This is a genomic window from Williamsia limnetica, from assembly GCF_003217475.1.
Lineage (GTDB): Bacteria > Actinomycetota > Actinomycetes > Mycobacteriales > Mycobacteriaceae > Williamsia > Williamsia limnetica.
Window position 1 is genome coordinate 38496 of record NZ_QJSP01000026.1, and the last position, 25180, is coordinate 63675.

A 25180-nucleotide genomic window follows, 5' to 3' on the forward strand; every position below is an offset into this window, starting at 1 on the left:
GGGTTATCCGACGAGGGCGCCGACGAGGGACCCGGCGATGGCGATGAGCACACAGCCGACCAGGGTCCAGCCGACCTTGCCGGCTTCTTCATTCGTGGCTCCGCCGTGGTTCTTTTGGAATCCGAACTTTGCCCCGGCGATGACCAGGGCGACGATCGCGGCGAGCATCGCGCCCCACCCGGCCCACGACACGATTGTGAGGAACTTGTCCGACCCGGGCGGCGGCGCTGGCTTGGGCTGGTCGGGGCCATCGGCGAGGATGATCATCAGGTGGGTATTGGCCTGGGCGACAATGGTGTTCATTCATTTCTCCTCTTTGTGGGGTGGAACAATCGGGGGTTCAGTGGGCAGTTAGTGGGGACCAAAGGCTCCGACCAGGGACCCGGCGATGGCGACGAGCACGCAGATCAGCAGAGTCCCCGTGATCCGGCCACTGGTGGGGTCGTCGCCGCAGTCGGTACCCCCGGACATATGACGGAGAAGACGAACGTGGGCCACGATCATGACGAGAATCGCGGCGAGTGCGAGGGCCCACCCCGTCCACGACACGATCGACAGAAAATTGTCCGACGCCAGCGGTGGGCAGACGCAGGGCATCCGGTCCGCGCGGTGCTCGATGCCGCTCATGACCGATCGCCTCCGCTGGGGTGGTGGTCGGCGCGCAGATCGGCACAGATCTGCTGCCCTACGGTCGCGATCTGTTCGGGAACGATCTGGGGCCAGGAGGTCTTCTTCCCTGGCGGCGGGTCGCCGGGAGTCCACAGCGGCAGCCGAGCAGGGTCGGCGTGGGTCATGAGCGGTTCGATCCAGTCCAGGTCGTAGCGATGCGGAACGAGCTCGGCGACCGTCCCGGCGTAGCGGGCGATGTCTTTGGGTATCCTGCCGGGCCGGGCGGCGATCAGGATCAGCCCGCACACAGTCACACCGGGCGGTACCTGATCGGCAGCTCGCAGCACCGTGGCGGCGCGACGCAGACCGGTGATCGTTGCTCGCGCGCACACCAGCACCAGTTGAGTAGTCCCGTGGTGGGCGGGCCAGCACAGTCCGGTATCGGCGGCCGGTGCCCACATCTGGGCCACGGTGGTGGTGCCAGCGAAACCGTGCGCACCCATCACCGCAAACAACGGCGGGTACGGCCCGGTCACCGGCAATGGCTCACGCCGCCAGCGAGTTTCGCCGCTGGCAGGCTGCTCAGGGTAGTGGTCGTAGGCGGCACTCATGACTGCTCCCCCGCGACGGACCCAGCATCGCCGTCGAGATGGGGTTGCTCCAGCCGTGAGAGCAACAGAGTTGTCGAAGACGCCAGCTGGGCCGGATCGATCGGGCCTCCCGATCCCAGGTGTGGGTCGTAGTCCCACAGCAGGACCCGTCCAGCTCGCCGGGACAGCGCTTCAGTGAGCCGGTGGCCCACCAGATGCGCTGCCCACGGGTCCAGGCACGACACCACTACGGTGGCGTGCTCGAGGAGACCGGCGACATCGAGCGCGGCCAGAGCAGCCTTGGACCGGTTGGCGGTGTCTGGGCGGGCAGCGATGACCAGCAGCACCGATACCTCGCCCGGCCACCGCGCCGGGTCGTCGAGAACGCCGGCGTCGAGGACGACCGAGGCGCCTGCTGGTGCGGTCTCGACGACCTCTGAGAGCGAGCCGCGCTCACCAGTGAGCAACTGTGCGCCAGAGACGCTACGCACCAGAGCGTCTGCAGCATCGGAGCCGCTGGGTGTAGTGATCCGGTTGGCCGCGTCACCGGTAGCTGAGCGATCAATCCAGACCGCGTGCTGGCCTGCGGCTGCTCGGGCATCGGCGGCCAGGACCGAGAGGACACTGGTACCCGCGCCGCCCGCTGCGCCGACCACCACCACTGTGCGAGCCGGCCGGCGCCGAGGCGGCAGCGCCACCACCGGTGCCGGAGGCCGATCATCGGTGGATGCGTCGAGCCAGCCCCATCCGTTCGATGCTGCTGGTGTACTCATCAGGTCCTCCCCTGGTTGTCTGGAATTGCCGCAGTCGCCAGCGGGTTACGGCGCAGGCACCGTCTGCGGATAGGCGATGTGCAGCCCGTCGACCACGGAGGTGAGGCCGTCGCTGACCTGCTTGGTCACCGAGGCCACTGCCTGTTTCGTGGGCTCGGCCCACTGGCCCAACACCTCGTAGGGCTGCGCGGCCTGCTCAGCGGTCCACCCGGCCTCGACAGGCGGAATACCGGCGATATTGGCCGAGAAGTTCACGTCCCCATCGGTGTTGACCGTGTACTCCACGGCCGGGAGCCCGGCGTCCGAGGCGGTCGGGGCGTCGAGCACCAGCTCGTATTGATTGGCGCCGGGGTTCGGCAGCGGAGCCGGGGCAGGTGCGGGTGCTGGTGCGGGCGGCGGGGTTTCCCACGGTGCGGCTGGGTTGGCGTTGGGATCACCAGCGCCCAGGGCGTATCCGAGCGCGGCGCCGATGATCGCGCCCGTGGTGCCTCCGATGACTGCGGCGACTGCGCCGGCTCCCCCGGCCACGGCTGCTCCGGCGCCGAGACCGATCAGTGCGCCCGTGCCGATGTTGAACGGTTGCGGCGGAACGGCGGAGCCGATAGCCGCGCCGATCGCGGCACCCGCAGGCAGAGTGAACAATCCGACGGCGATGGTGACCGGGACCCCGGCAGCGGTCGCGCCGGCGACACCACCGATCACGCCGCCGAGAACGGCGGCCGCCGCACGGCGGTCGGCTTCCTCGTCGGAGAACCCGACCGATCGGAACGCTTGGGCGATCTTCGCCTCGGCGTACGCCGAGTACTCGTTGATCGACACGGCGTAGTCGCGCGGGATCTCGGCAGGCCGATCGGTCACGAAGTTGCCGATACGGATCTTCGCGGCCGGGTCCTCGACGATCTTCGGTGCGACCGGTGCGGTCGGCACGGGTGCGTGGATCGGGCCCGACGGCGCCGGGTCGTAGCTGGTGGCCGGTGGACCGGATGGTGCCTCCCAGATCACTGGGGCCACTTCCTGCGGCGGCGAGGGCAGCACACCCTGCGGGTAGTCCGGAACCGGCGCGGGTTCGGGTGCAGGCTCGGGGGCGGGCTGGGGGTTGGTGACGCCCGGCTGCTCGGGTGCGGCGGGGGCGGTGTCGGTGACGCCGGGCTGCTCGGGATCAGCCAGGGCGGGGCCGGCCAGGACCGCGCCCATGCCCACCGACGCCACCACAGCGGCAGCGACCACCCGCACACGGATAGGCAGGTGATGATGGTGAGCTGAGACCGGGGCGCACGGCGAACGATGGGAGGTAGGGGACGTTCGTGGTGATTGCATGTGAGGCAGTGCCTTTCAGATAGGAGAGTGCAAAGATCGAGCTAGGAAACAGTGGACGGGCAGACCGCGATCGGCCCCGCCGCGAAGTGCTGGTCGGCCCAGGTCGCGTAGGCGTTGCGCGAACGGGCCTCATCGATGTCTCGGGCGTCGGTCGTGACGCGCACGCTCGTGGGCACCGGTGTTCGGATGGCAGGTGGAGTGGGCATGGTGGCGTGCCCTTCTGGATGAATGCTTCTGTGGTGGTGGGCTATTGGGCGGTGTCTTTGGTGATGGCAGTGATGAGAGTTCGGCCGTCGACGACGGCGGTGGAGATGAGTTGCCGCAGAACTTGCGGTTCGGCCCCGGCTGGGGGCAGGACCGTCAACTCGACTCCCCATAGCCCGCCCGTGCGGTCGGTGATGGTGAGGCAGTACCCGGTCCCGGGGGCGACTCCGGTGTCGAGGCCGCCTTGGATCTCTTGGGCCGACGGGACTCGTGCCAGCGGCGCTACGACCTGGCGGGCTTTCTCCCCGGACCGGTCCACGAAGTACGCGTATTCGAAGGCCTTGATCGCCGCAGGTCCGGAAGTGGTGCCACCGGGATCGCGGCCGGTGGTGACCGGACCATCGGTGCGATTGGGACAGTCCGGATCAGCAGGTGCGGTCGTTGCGGGCGGCGACGGGGTGTCGGGTGTGCTCTGAGCTGCGACTGGGGTATCGGAACTACTGCCGCCGGAAAACACAACGATTGCACCAACTCCCGCCACTACCGCTACCACCGCCAACAGTGCGGTGGCGATGACGTAGCCGCGCAGGGAGCGGCGGCGGCGTCTGGGCCGGGGCGGCGGTCCGCCCACCGACAGTGGAAAGACATCGGTGACGGAGGTTTCTTCCGGCCCTGCTGCACTGCTCTGATCAGTGTGGTCGGTGTGCCAGTCGGTTTCGGGGTTAGCTGGCTGCTCGGCCCCGATCCACTCCCAGCCCGTCGCGTCGGGTGCAAGCGCGGCGAAGGTGTCGGTATCGGCTTCCCCCGGGCCCGCCGCAGGTGCAGTGGGTGCACTGGAGGAGACCGCGGAGAGGGTGTCGGTCTCCTCCAGTGCGTCGCCCGATGCCGGGTCGGGGGTGCCGGCATCGTCTGTGGTGTCCCCGGCGGCGCTACCGCTGGCCTGCTCGGAGTCGGGGTGGTTCGTCAGCGGGGCGAAGTCGTCGAACCACCCTCCCCCATCGCTAGCGGTGGGGCCTGTGGGGTTGTTGGTGTTCACCAAGAGCTGGTTCCTCCTTCCGGGAGAAGAACATTGAGTACGAGGTGGGTAAGAAAGACGGCGCAGGTTCAGGAGTCGCCGTTGGTGTTTAGCGGCGGCCGGCTCCAGGTCGTGGTCGGCACGTCGTCGGCGGAGGGAACGGTTGACGCCGGGGTGGACTCAGCACCCGGCTCCGTCGACGTCGAAGACGGAGTGGTCGGTGCGCTGGAGCTGGTGGCGTCCGCGACGGTCGGGGTGGGAACGCCGGAGATGGCGGTGCCGGAGTCGTAGCGCAGCAGGCCGTCATCGGTGTAGGGAGCCACGGTGTCGCCGGCCAGGTCGTGTGCGAGTGCGGCGAACCACTGAGCGACAAAGAGAGTGGAGCTCGCGCCGGAGGAAGTGCTGGCGTCGTTGGTGTACGAGCCATGCGCAGCGGCGGTCTTCCAGTAGTTGACCATCGTGGAGACCTCGAACAGTTCCTTGTTGTCGGTGAGGTTCTGCTCCACAGCGGTAAATGCCTCATTGGCCCACCGATTGACGGTCACCGGAGGCACCAGATCGACGATCGCCGCGCCGAGTTTCGCGCCGAGAATGCCCAGTGCTGCTGGCGGGTTCGCCAGGCCGACGGTCGCCAGAGCTCCGATCGTGTCCGGAGTGAATGTCTTGCGCAGGACTGTAGTCACAGCGTTGAAGCCGATGGTCCCCACCTTCACGACCGCATTGATCGCCTCGGGAACGGTCGGCATCGGAGTCCGCGGATCCGATGCGGTCGCCAGACGCTGCGAGATCGACTCGGTCGGTGTGTACGACAGCTCCTCGAGCGTGGTGCCTTGCACATCTTCGTTGACCACCTCGACACCTGCTTTGATCGAGGTCACCGCCAACGCCTGCCCGATGGAGGTCAGCGCGGCGACAGGGTCGGAACTGTCGAGGCTGGACTGGCCGGCGATGTTGGCCACCAGGTGGGCCACGGGAGCATCAGCCGGGGCGGCGCACGCCAAATCGCCTGGAGCGCATCGGTCCATCACCCGACCCGATAGGGCGCCGTATCCGGACTGCTGATCGCCGGTAGGACCGATACCGCCACCGGCAACTGCAACCGCCTCCGGTGCGGGGACCTGCGCCAACGACTTACCCGACGTTCCGGGGGCTGGGTCGGGGGTGGATTTGCCCGGGGCACCGGGAAACATCGGTGAATCCGTCGGGCGCGCCGGATTGCCGAACAAGGCGACCCCGGCAACACGATCCGCCGCGATTGGTCCTTTGCCCGCACCGATCTGCTTGGCAACGTTCGCTGCCGCGTGCGCGCCCTGCGAGAAACCAGTGAGCGCGAACTCGGTATCAGCACACTTGTCAGCGATCTGGGTGATCATCGACGACAACCGGTCCATTGCCGTGGTCACCGACACCGCATACGACTCCTTGCCACCGGCGACCACGCCACCGAAACCAGCAGGATAAGGGACATACGCCCGGGCAACTTTCGACCCGGCCAGCGACAACATCGGCCGCATGACCGATCCGAGCATCCCCGAATCGGTATCTACTGCGGCGTCCTCCGACGACTCGCCCGTCCCCTGAACTCCCAGCACGTACAGCGTCGGGCACCCGCCGGTGGGTGTTTGATCGGCGAGCGCAGGTCCGACGCCGGCTACCTGTGCAGTCGTGGCAATGACAGACACGGCGACAAACCCTGCGAGCGTGGTGGTCAGGCGTGAAGTTGTTGAACGCCAGCAGAATACAGACATAGAGGTGCCTTCCAGGGCAGGTGTTAAGAGGCGGTGCGTCAGAGCGTCGAAGACGGGGTGCGTACTGCGCTGACGTGAGCGCGGTACATCGTGTGACCCAACGGACACGTCGGGCCAAGCCCGAGCTGATGGGTGACGCAGATGAACCCGACCGGTTGGGCCGGGCAACTAACACGCGGTCTTGAGGCACGAGGGAACTGCACAACACCTAAACTGGAAGAGTTCGGCGCTGCACCTACACGGTCAGAGGTTGAACAACTGGTGCCAAGTGAGTGGTTAGACGGCAAATCTCGATCACTTGCTCGGTGCTTTCCGCCCTGGGAGAGACCAGACGGCAAATCTCCTCTCCCAGGGCACCCCGGTCTATCCGGCGGCCGCCCGTACTGAGTCATGGTGGTTACCTGGCTCTCCGACAGTGCTTCACGCAGTTCGCGCCCACGGGCGGATTGAGAGCGTGGCGCGACAGGTCCTGACAGTGTCACGCGAGTAAGAGTCCAACTGCCTGAGCTTGAGGGCGGGCCGGTGCACAGAGTGGGTGCGACAGGATCAGCCATTTTGACCTTCAATACGTTGTGTACGGGTCAAACCACCTACCCTTGAAGGGTCGGCGGTCCGATTGGTGGACTACTGGCATTTCTCCGGTCCGAGCGTGTCCAGGACGCCAATCTCAAACGCGCTCGGACCGGTTATTACTGTTCCTATTTTGGTGCGCATCTCTTAGCTTGAAACGCACGAAGAGTCACACAGTGTGCGCACAGTATGCCCGCACACTGTGACTGTTCGCAAGTACCTTAGAAAGATGCGTAATCGTGTACGGGGCGAAAGTGTGACGAAGCGCAGCATGCGCGGTTTCGACCGCGAAGCCCTTACGGCTGCCCGCGAGCGCAAGCAATGGAGCCCTGCTCGACTCGCTCGCGAAGCTCAGATTGGTCTGAGCACCATCCGGTCCTGGGAGGCCGGTACTAGGGCGCCCGAGCCTGACAATCTGGCCAAGGTTGCGGGTGTGCTCGGTGTGTCGATGGACGCTTTGATAAGTCCTCGCCCTGGTGGTCCCACTCTGGCCGATCGGCGGATCCTGGTGGGTTTGACCCAGCCGCAGTTGGGTCTGCGCACCGGTCTGAGTACGACAAGTATTGGCGCCCTGGAGCGGGCTGAGATCAGACTGACCGAAGAAAGGGCGCGGCGCATTGCGGAAGCCCTTCAGCTCACGGTGGCAGAAGTTAACGACGCCTACCGGGCTGCACGCCAACGGGCCGACGACGTTCCGTAGCTGAGGGCGACGATCCAGCCTGCTTGTACTGCGAGATACCAACGGGTTGTTCTCTCTCTCTCCTGCGCGTATGGCTTGCGATTACTAGGAGGTTCTCAGCTATGTGGGGAACGCCTCAACCGATAGGGCCGTTCCATATGGGATACGCGCTGCTCAGAGTGAGTAACGTAGATCTACGTTCCGTAGCCCCACGGGGTGTTTGAAGGGGGCAAGCAATGCCGATTCCGCAATTTTCCGCCGACCTCGAGCGGCTATACGAAGCTGCCGGCAGCCCGCCGGTCGCGAGCCTTGTGAAGCGCCTCCGAGAACGACTCAAACTCACCGGAAGTACCGAGAAAGTCCCATCAGGGCTGGCGGCGCGAATCGCCGAATGGAAGACGGCGACCACTCCGCGCAAGTACACGGCCATCCATCAGCATCTGATTCAGATTTTGCTCAGCGATGCTCGTGAACTCGGCAACGAGGGCACCGTAGCGGTGCGGGAGAGTGACTACCGTAGGAGTTGGGAGCGGACGTTCCATGAGGGGGCCACGGTGGAGGGCACCGTCGATCGTTGCCCCTATCGGGGACTGCAGTCCTACACCCCGGAAGACGTCTCTCTGTTCTTTGGGCGCAAAGGTCCGGTAGAGGAACTAGTCACCAAAGCACGGCACGCTGCCGTCCACGGTGGCGTAGTGATGGTGGTTGGGGCATCCGGTGCTGGCAAATCATCACTATTGGGCGCCGGCCTGGTGCCAGCGCTAGGCCATCCGTGGCTTCATTTGACGCCGGGAACCGACCCGGTCAAATCGCTGCAGATCCAGTTGGGATCTCCCCTGACTGCATTGACGGCGAAACAAGTGCTCCAGACCTGGGCCGCCGACCATCGGACTGATGCCGTCACGATCGTCATTGACCAGGCCGAAGAACTCTTCACAATATGCACCGACAAAGACGGCCGCGACGAGTTCATGGAGATCTTGTCCACCCTCAAAACTGCCGATCGCGACGGCCCACAGCTAGTGGTGGCGATGGGCATTCGTGCTGACTTCGTTGGGGCATTTTTAGACTACCCAACAGGCGAAGCAGCCCTGCGGGATCATGCTCTGATGCTCGGACCGATGCGCCGTGCCGATCTGAGTGAGGCCATCACCGCACCTGCCCGACAAGTGGGGCTACGGCTCGAATCCGGGCTCGAAGAGTTGATGGTCAATGAGCTCTGCGGGCCTGGTAACGACAGCTATGACGCTGGTGCGCTACCCATGCTCTCGTATGCGCTGGCAGAAACCTGGGGCGAGCGCGAAGGAACAAAGCTGACCCTGGCTGGCTATCACCGGATCGGTGGAGTGCCAGGCGCCCTGGCGGCTACCGCCGAGCGCACCTGGGCTGACCTTAACGAACCTCAGCAAGAGGCTGCCCGGCGGCTGTTGTTACGCCTGGTCAACGTCGGAAATGGCCGCGTACGCGACACCCGTCGCATCCGGGAGCGAGCCGAGCTGGTCGACCAGGACGTCAAACGCGACGACGAACAGTCGGCGCTCGACGCCCTCGCAGACGCTCGACTAATCAGCATCGACGCCTCCACAGTCGCCCTTACTCACGAGATTTTACTAACCGGCTGGCCCCGACTGCGACAGTGGATCGAAGACGACCGCACTGGTCTTCTAGCTCGACAACGTCTTGAACGCGATGCAGCGGAGTGGGCAGGCCACGCCGACGAACTGTATAGCGGCGAACGTCTCGAAGCGGCCGAGCACAGCACCGCAGCTCACACCGATGAGTTGTCAGGACAGGCAAAAGAATTTCTCGAGCTATCCCGACGACATCAACGTCGCAAACGTTGGCGGCAGCTGGCTCTGCGCGCGGCTGCGGTCGCAGCGGTGGTCGCCATCGTTGTCGCTGCGTTCAGCTACCGGGTCCAAGCCAACAACGCCGACACAGCGCGAGCGAATGCCGAGCTGGGGCAAATACTGGCCGCCGCCGATCGCTACCAGCTCAGCGACCCCACCCTGTCTGCCCACCTCCTACTCGCTGCACACAAACGAGATCCCGACAGCGAGTCCATTTACACCCGACTATTGGCAACACAGAACGCGCCGCTGGCATCGGAACTGCACGGGGCCAAGGGCGAGCTCTACTCCATCGCCATCAGCCCGGATGGACGAACGCTGAGCGCAGCGAGCAAGAGCAGTAGCGTTCACATGTGGGATATCAGCGACCCTCTGCAACCGCGAGAACTGCCACCCCTGCTGGGACACCAATCTTTCGTCACCTCGGTTGCGTACTCCCCCGATGGTCGGCTTCTCGCAACCACCAGTGATGACAAAACCACGCGGCTCTGGCATTTGAGAAGTGGGGACCCTAAGCTCCTCACAATCTTGCGCGGGCATGAAAAAACTGTTTTCTACAGCGGATTCGCGCCCGACGGAAAGACTCTCGCGACAGTCTCCTACGACAGCACTGTCCGCATCTGGGATATCAGCACACCCTCCCGCGTTCAAGAGCGGGGGGTACTCACGGGATCCGAAGGCCCTGTCCGCACCCTCGCGTGGTCACCCGACGGCCGCACACTCGCAACCGGGGGTGACGACATGAAAATCCGACTATGGGATGTGCCGAACCTCCAAGAGCTGGGTCCGCCGCTAACCAGACAAACAAACACCATCCACGCTCTCGCGTGGTCGAAGGACGGCAAGAACCTTCTCTCCGGTAGCGACGACACCACTGCTCAAATGTGGGATGTCACGGACCGAGGCGCCCCCAAACCCGTGGGACTCCCTTTTGGTGGGCACACTGGCGCACTGTGGTCGGTGACCTTCTCCCCTGACGGGACGAAAGCCAGCACCGCGAGCGTCGACGGCACGGCCAAGACCTGGTCTCTCGCCGATCCGTCCCGCCCAACACAAGTGGGGGAAACCCTCGACGGAGCGTCCGGCCAGCTCTTCGCAGCCGCTTGGACGCCAGACGGCCAGTATCTCGCGACGGGAGCCGTTGACGGTGTTGTCCGGCTATGGAGTCTGCCGGCCACGACTCTCACGGGCCATGGGGGTCTTACGATTCCCGCTGTCAGTGGAGACAACCGGATGATGATCTCTGGGTCCTACGACGGGGTCGTACAGATGTGGGACATCAGCGACCCAACGAAACCCAAAGAGCTTGACCGCGTGGTGGAATCGGCAAAGGTTCTGAGTACCACGATGAGCGCCGATGGTACGAGGACTGTTACCGCTCTCGACAATGGTGACGTCGTAGTTCGCGAACTCGAAGACTCCAGACTGGTCACTCGTGCAAAGCTCAATGCGCCAACACAATTCGTCGCCGGAGTGGTGATTTCACCGGACGGCCGATGGCTGGCTGCAACCAGCACGGACCACTCAGTGGCCCTCTGGGATCTCAGCGACCCCGCTCGGCCCGCGCAGAAGGTCTCTTTTGAGCCCAGCGGAAACTACTGGGTGACGCAGCTGGTCATCTCCCCCGATGGCCACCAGCTCGCAGTGGCTCAAGCCAACGGCGAGGTGACACTGTGGAAGATCGATGATTTGGTGTCGCCGACACTAGTGGCGGGAGGCACCCTGAGTCAGACATCGGTTAACTCCCTAGCTATCTCCAACACAGGCGAATTGGCCACAGCCGACGATAACAACGTTCGCCTGTGGAAAGTTGACGGTGACGATCTCAAACAAACCGCCATTGCTACCGGACATGCACGTACTGTTCGCAGTGTCTACTTCGACGGCGACGGCAAGAGAATGATCTCCGGAGGCGACGGCCAAGAGGTCCTTCTTTGGGACACCTCGAATCCTACCGAGCTAAAACAGATCGGGACGAATCTGACCGTCCCCGGCCCTGGCCATCGAATCGCTGGCTTAACTAACAACGGCAACACCATCATTGTCGGAGGCGACAACGGGTTTCTGCAGGCGACCACCACAGACGCGGATTCGGCTGCTCGCCGTATCTGCACGTACAGCAGGGATTATCTGACGCCAGAGCGATGGTCAGGGCTCGGTCTAGACTCACTCCCCTACTCGCGCCTATGCACTCCGGAGGGGGAACCATCTTAGCCGCCGACAATATCCGAGGGACTGAAGTCCTGGCCCGGCAGCGGCGGATTCCATATCAGGGTTCGTCGCGCGATCTCTGCGCGAGCTGCAGTCCTATGCATCATGCAGTTCTTGCAGTCGCACGTGGATTGCTCACGCTCAGCGAGCTCATCGTCGGACAACTTGAGGTATTCCAAGCTTCGCTCGTGCATGCCGGCAAGTATGCATTGTTAGCTGGCGACTACCCCCGACGCGGTATGGACCGTCGCTGTACCGTTCGCTCGTGAAGACCTCTATGCAGCGGGACTTGCTAGTCAAGTTCGCACATGCATTGTCTGACCCAACGCGTACAGAGATTCTGATGCACTTGCGATCTCGGCCTGGGTACCCGTCTGAGCTTGCCGAGTCGTTCGGCGTACCGCGGCAGTCCATTTCAAACCACCTCGCGGAACTGCGTACCAGCGGGCTAGTTGACGTCATCCGGGAAGGGCGACGCAGTAGATACGAGCTGGCAGACAAGCGGCTCGGTCCGCTTCTCGACAACATCACCGGCCTGATGTTGACCGTGGGACCGCTGGCTGCCGGCAAGAACCGCTAGTCCACCGGGTCGCGAATCTGATCCTGATCCAGTTTGCACGGTGTGTCGCGCTCTCATTGGGAGAGGTTTCGGGCAACATGAGCCTCGGCGTCCTGGGAGTTTCAGCTCCTGCGGCAATGAAAGGGGTCAGCTCATGCCACAGCGCAGCAAGGGCGATCGCGATCACGTTACTGTCCGGCCACCCAAAGTTCTTGGTGTGAAAGAGATTGCGGAGAAAGCGGGGTACACCACGAGCCAGTTGGTTTCCGACTTCCTCGCGCTGGCTCTCGGTCATCCAGAGCTGGTGGAGGGTCCTAACCGAGTAAAGGGCCAGGCCACGTCACTCCCTGGCATGCCGACTGAGCAAGAACTACGAGCGGCACTGGCCGATATTCTGGCGCGCCAGCAGCAGGTCGACGAGAGGCAGGTAGCACCAGCAGCCTAGCTAGGGCAACGAGCCCTCCATAACTGCACAGAAAAAGCTCCTCGGCGGCAACCGAAGAGCTTTTTCGAAGTATTGAGCGACGAGTTAGAGCTCGCCACTCGAGATCCCCGAAGGGACTGTCTTGCGTGACAGGTCTCAGGGTAGCGCGCACCCTAAAGGGTGTGCAATCCCTGCACATCACGTGTCGGATACAGATTCCGTCCGAGCGTTCATACCCCGTCGATACTGCGGGTCCACTCCCCTGCGCCCGCGCCGTGGCCATGCCACGACAGCCCGCGGGCGTCTGTTCGCGATCGTCGCTCACGCCAACCCCGGCAAAGACGCCGACGCGATCCTGGCCAAGATGGGCGTGCGCGACAACATCGCTCTCGACCTGGGCCGCGACGCCTACGCCGGTATCCCCTGCTGGAATACCGATGAGCATTGGATCACCTGGGCAGTGCCGGTCGCCTACGCGCAGTACTACACGCGGATTCTGCCGCAGCTAGGCGGCTCAAAGTCTGGTATCTCACTGGCCGTGCTCACCAAGATCGCAGCAGCGCACGCCGTGCACGCCGACTACCGCACCGGCCGCAACTGCCGGCCGAGCCTGGACCGGCTCATCGAAATCACCGGCTACGGCGAACGCACCATCCAACGAGCCCGTCAGGTCCTCCGGCTCATCGGCGTGGCCACCGAAGTCTTCCGCGGCCGCCCACGCAGCCTCGTCGAGCGACTCGCCTCCTGGCGAGTCCAATGCCGTGCCATGGGATGGACGTCGGTCTACGTCCTCCACAGCCCACAGCTTGTGGATAAAACCGCAGGTAACACAGTTGCGGCACCCCACCCTGGAACGCACCCTTTAGGGTGCAACCCTCGTCTTGGTAACTCCTCACTAACCCCCACCAGCGAAGCTGGAGAGCTCAAAGGCCGCGCTGCGCGCGACCGAGCTACCTACAAGAGGGGATGGACCGGCCCCGAACCCGACCAGAAAGGCACGCTGCTGGCCTCCAGATGGCGCCAGGACCCACGAACACCGACGTGGGCCCGCCGATACACCCCAGCCGCATGGTCACACGTTCTGGCCAAACCAGCCGCCCACGGCTGGACCTGCCGCGACCTCAACGCACTCCTCCGCGACTACACACTCGCCGGCAACGGCAACTGGATTGCCCACGACCCCCGCAAACCCATCGCACTCCTCGCCGGCATCCTCAAACACCACGGCGACCTGGCCAACCGCCCCGCCGCCATCGACGACGCCCGCGAAGCCGAAGCTCACGAACAGCGCGTCGCCGTCGCCGCCTGCGATCGCTGCGATGAGAAAGGATGGGCACTCCCTTACTCCGACACCGGGGTGCGTTGCAATCATGCGCCACCAGTACAGGGAGGGCGGTCTTGAGCGGACCAGGCGAAGATCCTCTAAACCGGTTTAGACAAACGTATTTCGCGAAGATGACGGATCACTCACGTTCGCCTCCGCGCTTTCACCGTGCACAAAAGGTAGGTACTCTTCGCGCAATCTAAGCTAGCGCCGCTACCCAAGGGAGAGCACTCGATGCCCCGCACCACTTTGATTTTCCGCGTTCTCGGTGCGTTGAGTACTTGCGTCGCCATGGTGGCCTCAACCGCAACGGTGGCCTCTGCCGACCCCACCGTGTCAGCGGCGACCATCGAAAAGGTCGTCAAGGTTGGGCAACAACGTCAAGACCTGACAATCGCGTCGCCAGCCATGGGCGGCTTGGTCAACGTGACTGTGCTACTGCCCCGGGATCAGTCCTCAACACGCGGAAATCTGTATCTACTAGACGGTGCGGGCGATAAGTCGTCCACTGTCAGTGATTGGATCAAAAAGGGCGGTGCGGCTGAATATTTCGCAGACAAAGACGCCAACGTGGTACTCCCCGCCGGCAGAGGCGCGTTCTACACCGACTGGGAACAACGAGATCCTGAGATTGGCAAGCCTCAGTGGGAAACCTTCCTCACAAAGGAACTTCCGCCACTCATCGACGAAACCTACGATGGCAGCGGAAACAACGCTGTTGCTGGACTGTCCATGGGAGGGCAATCCGCTTTCGCGCTCGCGACCCGGCATCCGTCGCTCTACACCGGTGTGGGCTCGATGAGCGGTTGCCCGCCGGTGAGCGGCCCTGTCAACGAAAGCTATGTGCGCGCTACCGTGGCGAAGGACGGCGGCGACGCTACAAACATGTGGGGGCCATGGGGCTCGCCGGGGTGGGCAGACCATGACCCCACCACCCGCCTAGATGCGTTACGAGGCAAGCAGATCTACCTTTCTGCGGGCTCTGGTGTACCCGGCCCACTCGACCAACGCACCGTGCCCGACTCAGGATTCACCAAGGACCAAGCCATCGCCGCAGGTGGTTACCTCGAGATCGGTGCATATCGTTGCTCCCTCGAGTTTGCTCTTTTGATGCGTGCCGCCGGCATTCCTGCCACCGAGCACTTCCGAACGGTCGGTACCCACGCCTGGGTCTATTGGGCCGAAGACCTCAAGGCAATGTGGCCGGTACTGGCCCCTGCGCTTTGAGTTGGCGCGTTGGTAGTTATGACCTAATCTGCCGCTAGCACGGTCCGTGTGCTGAGCTGGGGACCATTGAACACCTGGGACTAGGCGCTGTGTTTACCGCGGTAAACACAGCGCCCAGTCCCCCGGCTAACTCCCCGCAGACTTCAAGCGATCTTCGAGGGCATCGATTAGCTCGCGCGTCTCATCAGGGGTGAACGATTCCACTACTGCTGCGGCGACGGAGCCGGGTTTGGCTTGGAAGCGTCGAAGGGCGCGCGACAGTGCAACAGCTGTCTTTGCCGCATCGAGACGCGGTGGCGGCGCGTCATTAGGCTCGCGTCCCCGCGTGGGTTCGCTCTCCTTCTCACGGGCCGCTTGCCACGCCTTGAGCTGCTCAGCAAACGGAACTTGAGCCAGTGCTCTGGCTTCACGCACCGCCAGATCGCCAGCACGAAGCTTCTCCTGAAGCTCAGGCGCGAGGTTGAGCAAAGCGCGCCGTTGGGATACCCAGCCCTTCGACTTGCCCAGGCGCGTGGCGGCTTCGGTGGCATTGCCGATTTCTTCGACCATCAGTTCCACAGCCCGAGCTTCCTCGATGATGTCGAAGTCGCGTCGATCTATGTTCTCGACAATGGCGGCCCAGAGCACCGATTGACGGTCGTTCGCGATACTGTCTCGAATCACGGCGTCTAGGCCCGGTCGTCCAAATTCCCGGGCAGCCGCCAGGCGGCGGCAGCCGTTGACGACTACCCATTTAGCGTCGCCTAGCTCGCTAGTGTCTCCTGGCCAGAGGTTGAGCCATGCAGCTCGGCTGACAACGGTGGCCGGCTGAAGTTGGCGGTCCGCAATCGACGCCAAGTCACTGAGATCGCCGACAGTGTCTCGGGGATTTCGCGGGTTGGCCACAAGCTGGTCGATCGGGATGTTGCCTCGGAAGACGCCGTCGGCAGTTCCGCTGCCCTGATCGACAATTGACCGGTCACCCACTGACCCAACGAGTTCTGCAAGATTGACCTTGCCGCCCTTGGGCGCCATTACTTGCCACCCACTTCAAGCTCTAGGCACAGCCGTTGAATGTCCTCGCGGGCTTGAAGGCCTACACGGTTGGCCGCGTACTCGGTGACGAGTAGCCCTTCGGCCGCCGCCCGCGCGTGAACCTTGTAGTGACGTATGACAGTGTTCGCCAGCGGCCAGCCCTGGGCCTTTACGAACTCCTGGGTTTGTTGCAGGTCGACCTTGCCGTCTCGAGCATCCCAGTTGTTGATGACCACCTTGAAGCGGATGCCGCGTGGTTCTAGGACTTTGCGGATCGTACGGGCCGTGGGATCGAACGATAGTGGTTCGGGAACGATGGGCACGATGACCAGGTCTGCGGCCGCCATGACTTCCTCTAGTGCCGATCCGGCAGGCCCGTTGTCGCTGCTCCCAGGGGTGTCGCCGATCCATCCAGGTGTATCGACGATGACGTGTTTGATTCCCGGGAGGCTTCCTAGGCTTCTGAGAAGCTCAGGATTGTCGTGCGACTGCGCTATGCGGAAGGGAAGCTCCCTGACGCGCTCAGCCCACCACAGCGCCGATCCTTGCGGATCAATCGAAACAGCCAGGACAGGGGAGTCGCTCTCGCTATCCCCGGGAGCGGTGAGGACATCCGCCTTCACTGCCGCAAGATTCATGGCGAGCGTCGATTTGCCGACACCGCCCTTTTGATTCATTAGAACGTGTACAGCCATCTTCAAAAACCTCCGTGTGCTTCACCCAGCGGGCTACTTCGGACTTGTTTCGAACGATGCCTCCGGGCACCAACCCGGCGGCTCGCGGTGTTTACCGCGGTAAGCACAATGTACCGAATAGACCGAGTTGGGCCTACCTCAACACGCGCGTGTCGCAGTGTTTACCGCGGTAAACACCCGTGAGTGCTTTACGGCCAGGGTCGACGGGCCGAGACCCACTGGTCCACTGTCTCATCGAGCCATCCGTCTGACTTTCCCACTCTGGCGTCGGGCCTTGGTAGTAGGCCCTTTTTCTTGTACCCCTTCATGGTGTTCACCGACAGCTCTGCGCGCGTAGCGAACTCGCCAATAGATAAGTACCTAACCACAGTGAGTCACGCTAGCCGCGTGACGTGGATATGGGGCTCGCAGTGGACGCGTGTCGGCAGGCTGCCATCGGATCCCGCCCCGAGTCTCCGCAGAAACAGTTCGGTATTTAGTTGGCTTCCGCGATGTCACGGAGGATCGCTTGCCGAAGTTTGGTGTATTCCGTGATCTGCACGGCGGCTTCGAGGAGGTCTTCGGGAGCGGCGGCCTGGAGGAGTTCGTCGGTGTGAGCGATCTGGGGGAGTAGGGCCTTGGTGTCGCTAGCGTCGCGGAGCGAGTGCAGTGCCCGGATGGTGTTCGGAAGCCACACCATGGGGTTGCGCACGGTGGTTCCGTCGAGGCGGGCGGTGGTGCGTATGCACCAGTGCAGCAGCTCGTCGTATCGTTCCTCGGCCACGCCGCGCAGTTCAGAGTCAATGGTGTCGAGTGTCGCATCGATACCGAGCGTGGCTTTCAAATCGATCAGGGACGCCGTGTTTTGACGCGTCCACAAGAAGCTGGCCGCGAACATCAGTAGCGTCGGTCTACGGGTGGTCTGCAACTGCTGCAGGGTTTTCAAGCTCGACTCGACCGTCATGGCTGCAATAGTGTCTCAGAATCGCCGTCGCCGCCCCAGCTTCGGTCTACTGTTGCATGGACCCGCCCCAACCATGGTCATCAACGAGTACCGAACGGGTTGCCGATCACCAGTGCTGCCAAGAGTCGAACATAGTTTCGATATACTAGCTTGGTGCGGGCCGGTGGGACAGGAATGTCCGGGTGCCTAATTGCTTCGTAACTCAGCGTCCTTTCGTTGAGCTACCCACATCGGCTGGCCATACGCCAACGAGCTGACGCCTGAGGGTGCCTGACACTGCACACGCGGACTGTCTCCACAGAGCGCGGCGCGGTTGACCGGCTGGGGCCAGTCGATGTGGTCAGTTTGAAGTGCGAACCGCCGCCGGGTCTGACCTCCTTTTGTGTGTGCCCGAACCTCGAGTTCCAACAGTGTGCGAGGGCCCAGCGGGTTGGCGTCAGAAATGACTACTGAGATGACGGACCTTCGAGTCCTGCAATTAGGTCGTCGATTGACTCCGACTGGCTCGTGGACCGTGACGCCGGACGAGGAGAGGTACGTGGAAGCATTCTGTGGAATCGATTGGGCCAGCGACCATCACGACATCGCGATCGTCGATGATAAAGGAGCTGTGCTAGCCAAGGAGCGCGTAGCAAACGACGCCGTTGGCTTTGCGCGTCTCCTGGAACTGTTCGCCGACGCTGGCGATACAGCAGACAATTTGATCCCGGTGGCGATCGAGACCGACCACGGCCTGTGGGTCGCGAGCCTGGTCGAGACCGGGCGACAGGTGTACGCCATCAACCCGCTGGCGGCAGCGCGGTACCGGACCAGGCACTCGGTATCGAGAGCGAAAGCGGACATCACCGACGCGATCGCGCTGGCCAACATAGTGCGCACCGACCGCCACGCCCACCGTCCGATCCCGGTCGACACAGAGCTGGCCAAGGCTGTCAGAGTCTTAGCGCGAGCCCAGCAGGACGCGGTGTGGGAACGCTCGGCCATCGGCAACCGCATCGCAGCCCTGCTGGGGGAGTTCTACCCAGCCGCGCTCCAGATGCTGGCGCTACTCATAGGCGGCCTCACTCGGGCCGATGTACGCACTATCTTGCGCCGAGCGTCAACACCTGCGGTAGCGCTGACGTTGACTCCAGTGAAGTTGCGCGGCTTGCTGGTTCGCGCTGGACGTGAGCGCTATATCGCCGAGCATGCCACTGCGTTGCGAGCAATCTTCGCCACGGCGCAGCTACGGCAACCGGAACTCGTTGAAGAAGCGATGGGTATTCATCTGATCGCTTTGCTCGACCAGTACGAAGCAGTCGACCAGGCAGCACGGCGGTTGGCGGAGGCGACGAGTGAACGGTTCGCCGAGCATCCGGACGCCGCAGTCATCGTCAGCTTCCCCGGGTTGTCCGCGGTTTCCGGCGCCCGGCTGCTGGGCGAACTCGGAGACGACCGAAACCGGTTCACTGACGCGCGTGGCCTCAAAGCCTATGCCGGCGCCGCCCCGGTGACCCGTGCCAGCGGCCGCAAGACCGTGGTGACACACCGCCGGATCAAGAACAGGAGACTCGAATCGATCGGATCGAGTTGGACGCTGGCATCGCTGCGGGCCTCGCCCGGTGCCCGCGCCCACTATGACCGACGACGAAGCGTGGGCGACTGGAACCGGGCGGCGCAGCGGAACCTGTACAACAAGTTCCTCGGCCAGCTGTACACCTGCCTTCACACGGGCCAGCTGTATGACGAGGGGCGAGCATTCCCTTCCGAATTGTTGGAGCCGGCCGCCTGATTTCGCCGGGCGGCCTCGTCCCGTGGGTTGGGCCTGACCGAGGCTACGGGCTGGGATGGCACATGGGGCTGCTGGTGACGAGTAGCGGACAGATGGCGGCTTTGCCGATCTTCCAGCTACCTTCGTCGTAGATGAGTGGGATTTCGGCGCGGTAGACGGCTGCGCTTGTCCTGTGGACTTCTACGTTCGCGCGTGCAGACTCGTTCGGTTCGGCCAACGTCGTTGGTGCAATGAACCGGTAGGTTGCTGTTCCCTGGTCTGCGATCTTGGTGAAAACGTCTCGGTCGGCATCGGAGTCCTCCACCAGCGCAATCTTCTCGGCGGCAGACACTTTCGGGGCAACGATGATCTCCATCACCCGGTTCAACGCTGAAGCAGGAGGTGCGGCGGACCCGTTCGCTAACGCATCCTGGTGGTCGGGGCTGAGCAGAGGATCATTCGCTGGCTCATCCGCGCCGCACGCGGCGACGAGAAACGTCGCCGCGATCGATACCCGCCATCCGTATCGCGTTCGACCAGCCATATCGCAACATTCTCACATCTGACGGCACGTGAGGCGGCAAGAGCGATCTCGCCCGAGATTGGGTAGGCAACCAGTGCGTAGACAAGAACTCAACGGCCTCGTCGTCTGAGGATTGAGAGACAACCGGATAAGGCGGTCTATGAAGTCGGTTGCGGTGGTGAGTATGGAGGTGGGTACTCGTCGCCCGGTTGCGGGATCGGGAAGGTCAAAGATGGGGTCTCAGTAGGCGCGGCGCTGGATCTCGGTGCGCCTTGGAGGTTGTCGTTGTGTGCTGCAGAGGCGGCGGCCAGTGGCGGTGAGGAGGGGTCGCGTCCTTGTTGTTCGGTTATTTTGACGTCGCCGTAAATCGGGATGAGGGTGTACCAACCTTCTGACGGCGATGCGTTGGTGGCGAACAGGTACCACTGGCCGCTGTTGAGCGGGCGGTCGCCGCCTAGGGACATGTAAGCGCCGCTGCGGGTTCCGCCTTGTTGGTTGACGATCACGGTGGCCGATACCTCGCCCTTGAGCTGTACCCCCGGTGGTCACGGTGAACTGGGTTTCGGGGAAGCTGCTGCGAGATTTCGAACCAGCGATGTCGTCGACGCGTCCGGTGAACACGTGGGTCGTCTCCGCCATCAGATTTCGTATGTCACTGAAATCCGTGGTGGCGTCGAAGGGTGAGATCAGGGTTGTTGTCGCCGACTCGGTGGGTGCATTGCCCATGTTGACTGTCTTTTTTCCGCAGCCGGATAGGGCCGCGGCTGCGGAGAGCGTCACTACAAGAAGTGCGAGTCCGCGCCGGCCGCCGCAGGACGAAGGGTGGGTGCAGGCACTTGTGCCTGGACTGGGCTGTTTCACGGTCTCGTCAGGCATCACGAGGATCGCGCGTTGAGGCGTGTGCCGACCGTTCGTGAATCGGGTCTGGATGCGCTCATGGCACCACCGTCTCACACCGGCACGACCGCAGGAAGTGGCCTTTGACTACTCCCGGATAGTTTCCGGATTTGACGACTTAGCAACCTGAGATGTCTCTGTGTCTGTCAAGGGCGAGAATGTTCGAACCTGCCCCTGTCAGGTTCGACGGTGGGTGGATGAGACCCGTATGAACAGAGGCCAGCCGGCCGATGCGCATATTAGACTCGGTGGCCGATATCGGTTTCGTCATTAGCTAGTGTGCGGGGAGTGGTCGTTGAATGCGGGAGTTTCAGCGCAGTGCGGTGCGGCTGCATATTCTGCATCACGCTGCTGAGGGGGAGATTCACGGCGCGTGGATGACCGAGGAGCTCGCCAGTCACGGATATGAGATCAGCCCGGGCACGTTGTATCCGACGCTGCATCGGTTGGAAGCTGACGGGCTGCTGACGTCAGTGCAGCGGGTGGTCGATGGCCGGACCAGGCGGGTGTATCGGGCCACTCTGGCAGGAGAAGCCGCGTTGGCGGAGGACAAGAAGTCGCTGGCAGAACTGGCTCGTGAGGTACTCGGCACCGAACGTAGTTGACATGCCATCAGTGTCCGAGGCGGCGGGCGAGAATGTTGTGTGCTGCGTATGCGAGTGCGCCGAACGCGAGGACGACAGTACCTGCGAGAACAGATGATGCCGGGAGTGAGAAGGCGAGCACCACGCAGCCAGCCGCGCCGGCGATCGGAATGATGCGCACCGGTCGGCCTTCGGTCTCGGTCAATGTCCACGCTGCGGCATTGGCAATCAGGTAGTAGACGAGGACAGCGAACGAGGAGAAGCCGATGACCTGGCGGACGTCTGTGGTTGCGGCCAAGGTTGCCACGACGACTCCGACGGCGAGTTCAGCACGATGAGGGACTTTAAACTTCGGATGTACAGCGGCTAGGCCATGAGGCAGGTGCCGGTCTTTGGCCATGGCGAAGGTAGTTCTGGAGACCCCGAGCAGCAGAGCCAGCATCGAACCGAGGGCGGCGACGACGGCACCGATTTGTACGACTGGTTCCAGTCCGCTGGCGCCCGCGGCGACGACGGCGTCGGTCAGCGGTGCCTCTGAGGCACCCAGGCCGATGCTGCCCAGAACACTCAACGCCGCGACCGCGACCGCGGCGTAGACGAACAACGTGATCCCCAGGGCGATCGGAATGGCCCGAGGGATCGTTTTTGCCGGATCGCGGACTTCTTCACCGAGGGTGGCGATGCGTGCGTACCCGGCAAAGGCAAAGAACAGCAACCCCGCGGCCTGCAGGACTCCACTCACCGATCCATCGGTGCCACCTAGAACTCTGTCGGCCTGTGCCGCATCGGAGGTGATCGTGGCTACGCCCACCGCTGCCAGCACGGCCAGCACGACTGTCACAATTGCTCGGGTCGCCCACGCGGACTTTTGCACTCCGAAGTAGTTGACGACTGTCAGTGCGACGACTGCTCCGGCGGCGACCGCGTGCGCGTGCTGAGGCCATGCGTAGAAACCGACCGTCAGCGCCATCGCCGAGCAGGACGCAATTTTGCCGACAACAAATCCCCATCCCGCCAGGTAGCCCCAAAATTCACCGAGACGTTCGCGACCGTAGATGTAGGTCCCCCCGGAGACCGGATACCGGGCCGCGAGCCGTGCTGAGGAGGTCGCGTTGCAATAGGCAACAAGGGCCGCAACCGCTAAGCCCACTAACAACCCAGTTCCCGACCCGGCCGCTTCCGCGGCAGGCGCCAGAGCGATGAAGATTCCCGCTCCGATCATCGATCCCAAACCGATTGACACTGCGTCGAATACACCGATACGACGGCTCAGCGACCTTTCGGGCACGGCCGAGTTGGTACTCACCGATGGAACCTCTCAGGGACTTGGCAACGTCAGAGTGCTAACGGTATCCGATATCGGTCGTCGATATCAATGCGCGCTTTGTGTTCCGAGCGCACTGAGCATCACTTGGCATCGTGGGGGGGCGAAGATTTGGTATGACCGCCAGGGCGTGGGCAGGAGTCGTCTCGAAACAGGACGCGCCCGACCGTTTCTCGCTACTTCGTTGGCGTCCGCCCAGGCGATCTTCAACGGGTACGTTCCGAGACGGACGAGATGCCGGTGTCGGCGATAGGCCGCAGCCGAAGATTGTTCGTCAACGTAGAACCGTAGTCAGCCAGCGCGATGTCAGTGCGATGCGGCTGATGGTCTCGACCGGCTGGCGCGCCGCGCGGCGATGGGTTCAGTTGTAGGCCGTCGACTGGAGCCTGGGCGCTGACTAATCGTCCAGGGAGGTCGGCAGCGATGTGGCCAATCCGCCCAATTGTTCTTGGGCGCGACGCTCGACGAGAAGGGGTACGAAGTCTCGGATTGGCTGCCCATCGAATCGTCGGTAAGCGTCGTCGACGACACTGGCCACGGTGTCGGCAGGTTTGTCTGCGTGCCGCACGGCCAAAGCTTCGGCAACCATCGCGATATTCTGCTGCTCGTCTTGCTGCTGCTTATCGGTGTGGGTGCTCATTCGTCGACGGTACGCACAGATTGGGCGCTCCTCGGGGTTGTTCACGTTCTGTATGGTTTCCGTTGTCCCGCCGTTCATCTAGAGGACAGCGATGGGTATCAAGACTTAGGGTGATGCCATGGCATCCTCTCGCCCCGACGTCGCCGACGTGGAGCAGGCCCGCTATCTGGCGGCAGAGTTGGAGCGTTGGGTCGACCGACTCGCCGAAGATGTGGAGCGAGAGTCGGCGACCAGCGTGATCGCGGCCAAGAGGGCCGAACTCTACGATGTTCAGCGTCAGCTCAAAGCGCTGCGCGAGACCTTCCCGCAAGCGTTTCGGACGCGGTGACCACCCAACGGCCCCACCCGACTCGTTCAACGTGGAGCGTAGGCGCTGGCTAACCGGTGCTGACAGGTTGCTCGCAGCGCCGCCAGCGTCGCCTCATCAAGTCCGGTTGCTAGCGACCGAGTGGTCAACAGGGTTGACAAACGGGTGAAGTAGTCCTGGTCGGTAAGGCCGAACTCGACCAGAATATCTCCTGGCTCACCGCCACCGTAGGGGCACCAGCGCACCGCGAACTCAAGCATGCTCGTCTGCTCGCTTGTTAGGCCCTGAACGGTCACGGTAGTCAATTGTGCACTGCACCAGCGATGTCGGGAAGCCATCATGCTTGCGGGTGTGTCCTTCGCGCGAGGGCGTCGCGAGCCAGGGGCAAGGGTTAGCGGCAGCAGGTTGGGTCGAGGACCTGGCGCAACGCTTGCAGGGCGTCGGTGTGGGCGCGGTAGAAGACGTTCATGCCTCGGCGCTCGGGGTGGACCATGCCTGCCTTCTTGAGCTGGCCGAGGTGGTGACTGACGGTCGGTTCAGAGAGCCCGACGGCGGCCGCCAGGTCGCAAGTGCAGACTTCGCCGGCGTCGTCGGTGAGCAGGATCGACATCAACTTGATTCGAACCGGATCGGCCAGTGCCTTGAGTCGCAGCGCCACCTGCAGGGCCGCGTCGTCGTCCATCGGGGAGGCCGAGACCGGTGCGCAGCAGATGGGTGCGGTCATGTCGATCACCGGCAACGTCTTGGGCATGACTCGAATCTTACTCACGGTATTGACATATGTCGAAGAGGTCGGCACTCTGGGTGCTGACGGTAGTTCGATGTATGTCTCACAGGTGGAGGTAGTTGTGTCCCGTATGCAGTTGGCGCTCAATGTCGACGATCTTGATCAGGCGGTCGAGTTCTATTCGAAGTTGTTCAATGTTGCTCCGGCTAAACGCAAGCCGGGCTATGCGAACTTTGCCGTGGCCGAGCCGCCCCTGAAACTGGTGTTGTTGGAGAACCCGGGCCAGGGCGGCACCATCAACCATCTCGGGGTTGAAGTGGAGTCCAGCGACACCGTGCATTCGGAGATCGCCCGGCTCAGCGGCGAGGGGCTGTTCACCGAAGAAGAGATCAACGCGACGTGTTGCTTCGCCACCCAGGACAAAGTGTGGGTGACCGGACCGGCCGGGGAAAAGTGGGAGGTTTACACCGTGCTCGCTGATTCCGAGACGTTCGGCACCACCCCGAAGTTGTTGGAAAACAATCATTCTCCGGCCGAGGAGTCGGCGTCCGCGTGCTGCGGGACCGCAGAATCTGCGCCGTCGGTCGACGCTGCTGCCCGCTAGGGGCACTGGTACGAGAGCAACTGTGGCGGGCACCTGTGGGGGTGCCCGCCACAGGTATGTGTCCTGGCGGTT

26 protein-coding genes are annotated in these 25180 nt (G+C 63.1%); 10 read left to right on the forward strand and 16 right to left on the reverse strand.

The genetic code is table 11. From position 1 onward, the window contains the following. Positions 1 to 3: 3 nt before the first annotated feature. The 8 genes from DFR67_RS28135 to DFR67_RS28165 all read right to left on the reverse strand — a co-directional run bounded on the left by DFR67_RS28135 (position 4) and on the right by DFR67_RS28165 (position 6190). Complete coding sequence (locus DFR67_RS28135; protein WP_110472766.1) at positions 4 to 303, reverse strand: hypothetical protein; 300 nt, start codon at positions 301 to 303, stop codon at positions 4 to 6. Positions 304 to 351: 48 nt separating this feature from the next. Continuing rightward, positions 352 to 627, reverse strand: coding sequence for a hypothetical protein (locus DFR67_RS28140; RefSeq protein ID WP_110472767.1), 276 nt, complete (start codon positions 625 to 627; stop codon positions 352 to 354). Continuing rightward, positions 624 to 1220 (reverse strand): hypothetical protein, encoded by a 597-nt coding sequence (locus DFR67_RS28145; protein ID WP_110472768.1) that lies wholly within the window; start codon positions 1218 to 1220, stop codon positions 624 to 626. The genes DFR67_RS28140 and DFR67_RS28145 overlap by 4 nt, the downstream gene beginning before the upstream one ends. Then, positions 1217 to 1972 (reverse strand): hypothetical protein, encoded by a 756-nt coding sequence (locus DFR67_RS28150; RefSeq protein ID WP_110472769.1) that lies wholly within the window; start codon positions 1970 to 1972, stop codon positions 1217 to 1219. Before DFR67_RS28150 ends, DFR67_RS28145 begins: the two co-directional genes overlap by 4 nt. 45 nt (positions 1973 to 2017) lie before the next feature. Further along, positions 2018 to 3199, reverse strand: a complete 1182-nt coding sequence (locus DFR67_RS28155; RefSeq protein WP_245938215.1) for a hypothetical protein — start codon at positions 3197 to 3199, stop codon at positions 2018 to 2020. A 131-nt stretch (positions 3200 to 3330) separates the two neighbouring features. After that, complete coding sequence (locus tag DFR67_RS30675; protein ID WP_158540060.1) at positions 3331 to 3495, reverse strand: hypothetical protein; 165 nt, start codon at positions 3493 to 3495, stop codon at positions 3331 to 3333. A gap of 41 nt (positions 3496 to 3536) precedes the next feature. Next, positions 3537 to 4529: a DUF8176 domain-containing protein gene (locus tag DFR67_RS28160; RefSeq protein WP_110472770.1), complete on the reverse strand. Its 993-nt coding sequence runs from the start codon at positions 4527 to 4529 to the stop codon at positions 3537 to 3539. A 68-nt stretch (positions 4530 to 4597) separates the two neighbouring features. Beyond that, positions 4598 to 6190, reverse strand: a complete 1593-nt coding sequence (locus tag DFR67_RS28165) for a cutinase family protein (protein ID WP_245938216.1) — start codon at positions 6188 to 6190, stop codon at positions 4598 to 4600. An 865-nt stretch (positions 6191 to 7055) separates the two neighbouring features. On the opposite strand from DFR67_RS28165, the gene DFR67_RS28170 reads away from it, so the two are divergent. The 6 genes from DFR67_RS28170 to DFR67_RS28200 all read left to right on the forward strand — a co-directional run bounded on the left by DFR67_RS28170 (position 7056) and on the right by DFR67_RS28200 (position 15100). After that, positions 7056 to 7526 (forward strand): helix-turn-helix transcriptional regulator, encoded by a 471-nt coding sequence (locus DFR67_RS28170; protein WP_110472771.1) that lies wholly within the window; start codon positions 7056 to 7058, stop codon positions 7524 to 7526. A 215-nt stretch (positions 7527 to 7741) separates the two neighbouring features. Next, on the forward strand, positions 7742 to 11569 hold the full coding sequence (locus DFR67_RS28175) for a WD40 repeat domain-containing protein (RefSeq protein ID WP_110472772.1): 3828 nt from the start codon (positions 7742 to 7744) through the stop codon (positions 11567 to 11569). Positions 11570 to 11843: 274 nt separating this feature from the next. Next, on the forward strand, positions 11844 to 12146 hold the full coding sequence (locus DFR67_RS28185) for an ArsR/SmtB family transcription factor (RefSeq protein WP_425451356.1): 303 nt from the start codon (positions 11844 to 11846) through the stop codon (positions 12144 to 12146). Between the two features lie 133 nt (positions 12147 to 12279). Then, positions 12280 to 12570, forward strand: a complete 291-nt coding sequence (locus tag DFR67_RS28190; protein WP_146240563.1) for a hypothetical protein — start codon at positions 12280 to 12282, stop codon at positions 12568 to 12570. A gap of 181 nt (positions 12571 to 12751) precedes the next feature. Beyond that, positions 12752 to 13951 (forward strand): helix-turn-helix domain-containing protein, encoded by a 1200-nt coding sequence (locus tag DFR67_RS28195; protein ID WP_110472776.1) that lies wholly within the window; start codon positions 12752 to 12754, stop codon positions 13949 to 13951. 156 nt (positions 13952 to 14107) lie between these two features. Beyond that, the gene (locus DFR67_RS28200) at positions 14108 to 15100 is read left to right on the forward strand and encodes an alpha/beta hydrolase (protein WP_245938217.1); all 993 of its coding nucleotides are present in this window, start codon (positions 14108 to 14110) and stop codon (positions 15098 to 15100) included. Between the two features lie 126 nt (positions 15101 to 15226). On the opposite strand, the gene DFR67_RS28205 is transcribed toward DFR67_RS28200, so the two are convergent. From DFR67_RS28205 to DFR67_RS28220, 3 genes are all read right to left on the reverse strand, one after another. After that, positions 15227 to 16114, reverse strand: a complete 888-nt coding sequence (locus DFR67_RS28205; protein ID WP_110472778.1) for a ParB/RepB/Spo0J family partition protein — start codon at positions 16112 to 16114, stop codon at positions 15227 to 15229. Further along, positions 16114 to 16809: a ParA family protein gene (locus tag DFR67_RS28210; protein WP_110472779.1), complete on the reverse strand. Its 696-nt coding sequence runs from the start codon at positions 16807 to 16809 to the stop codon at positions 16114 to 16116. Before DFR67_RS28210 ends, DFR67_RS28205 begins: the two co-directional genes overlap by 1 nt. A 475-nt stretch (positions 16810 to 17284) precedes the next feature. Beyond that, complete coding sequence (locus DFR67_RS28220) at positions 17285 to 17752, reverse strand: hypothetical protein (protein ID WP_110472781.1); 468 nt, start codon at positions 17750 to 17752, stop codon at positions 17285 to 17287. 538 nt (positions 17753 to 18290) lie between these two features. On the opposite strand from DFR67_RS28220, the gene DFR67_RS28225 reads away from it, so the two are divergent. Further along, positions 18291 to 19523, forward strand: coding sequence for an IS110 family RNA-guided transposase (locus tag DFR67_RS28225; RefSeq protein ID WP_110472792.1), 1233 nt, complete (start codon positions 18291 to 18293; stop codon positions 19521 to 19523). A gap of 43 nt (positions 19524 to 19566) precedes the next feature. Here DFR67_RS28225 and DFR67_RS28230 read toward each other — a convergent pair whose 3' ends face one another. Next, the gene (locus DFR67_RS28230; protein ID WP_110472782.1) at positions 19567 to 20046 is read right to left on the reverse strand and encodes an MTB12 C-terminal domain-containing protein; all 480 of its coding nucleotides are present in this window, start codon (positions 20044 to 20046) and stop codon (positions 19567 to 19569) included. A 1175-nt stretch (positions 20047 to 21221) separates the two neighbouring features. Between DFR67_RS28230 and DFR67_RS28240 the strand changes: the two genes are divergently transcribed. Then, positions 21222 to 21527 (forward strand): Rv3488 family transcriptional regulator, encoded by a 306-nt coding sequence (locus DFR67_RS28240; RefSeq protein ID WP_110472784.1) that lies wholly within the window; start codon positions 21222 to 21224, stop codon positions 21525 to 21527. 7 nt (positions 21528 to 21534) lie between these two features. Here DFR67_RS28240 and DFR67_RS28245 read toward each other — a convergent pair whose 3' ends face one another. Continuing rightward, a complete protein-coding gene (locus tag DFR67_RS28245; protein ID WP_245938218.1) occupies positions 21535 to 22812 on the reverse strand; it encodes an APC family permease in 1278 nt (425 codons plus the stop codon). A gap of 415 nt (positions 22813 to 23227) precedes the next feature. After that, positions 23228 to 23470: a three-helix bundle dimerization domain-containing protein gene (locus DFR67_RS28250; protein WP_110472786.1), complete on the reverse strand. Its 243-nt coding sequence runs from the start codon at positions 23468 to 23470 to the stop codon at positions 23228 to 23230. Positions 23471 to 23588: 118 nt separating this feature from the next. Here DFR67_RS28250 and DFR67_RS28255 point away from each other — a divergent pair, with 118 nt between their 5' ends. Beyond that, positions 23589 to 23798, forward strand: a complete 210-nt coding sequence (locus tag DFR67_RS28255) for a hypothetical protein (protein WP_110472787.1) — start codon at positions 23589 to 23591, stop codon at positions 23796 to 23798. A 26-nt stretch (positions 23799 to 23824) separates the two neighbouring features. Here DFR67_RS28255 and DFR67_RS28260 read toward each other — a convergent pair whose 3' ends face one another. Together DFR67_RS28260 and DFR67_RS28265 are read right to left on the reverse strand one after the other, a co-directional pair. Beyond that, positions 23825 to 24073, reverse strand: a complete 249-nt coding sequence (locus tag DFR67_RS28260; protein WP_245938219.1) for a hypothetical protein — start codon at positions 24071 to 24073, stop codon at positions 23825 to 23827. Positions 24074 to 24168: 95 nt separating this feature from the next. Beyond that, a complete protein-coding gene (locus DFR67_RS28265) occupies positions 24169 to 24528 on the reverse strand; it encodes an Rv2640c family ArsR-like transcriptional regulator (RefSeq protein ID WP_084891344.1) in 360 nt (119 codons plus the stop codon). A 97-nt stretch (positions 24529 to 24625) separates the two neighbouring features. Here DFR67_RS28265 and DFR67_RS28270 point away from each other — a divergent pair, with 97 nt between their 5' ends. Continuing rightward, positions 24626 to 25108, forward strand: a complete 483-nt coding sequence (locus DFR67_RS28270; RefSeq protein WP_211325186.1) for an ArsI/CadI family heavy metal resistance metalloenzyme — start codon at positions 24626 to 24628, stop codon at positions 25106 to 25108. Positions 25109 to 25180 lie beyond the last annotated feature (72 nt).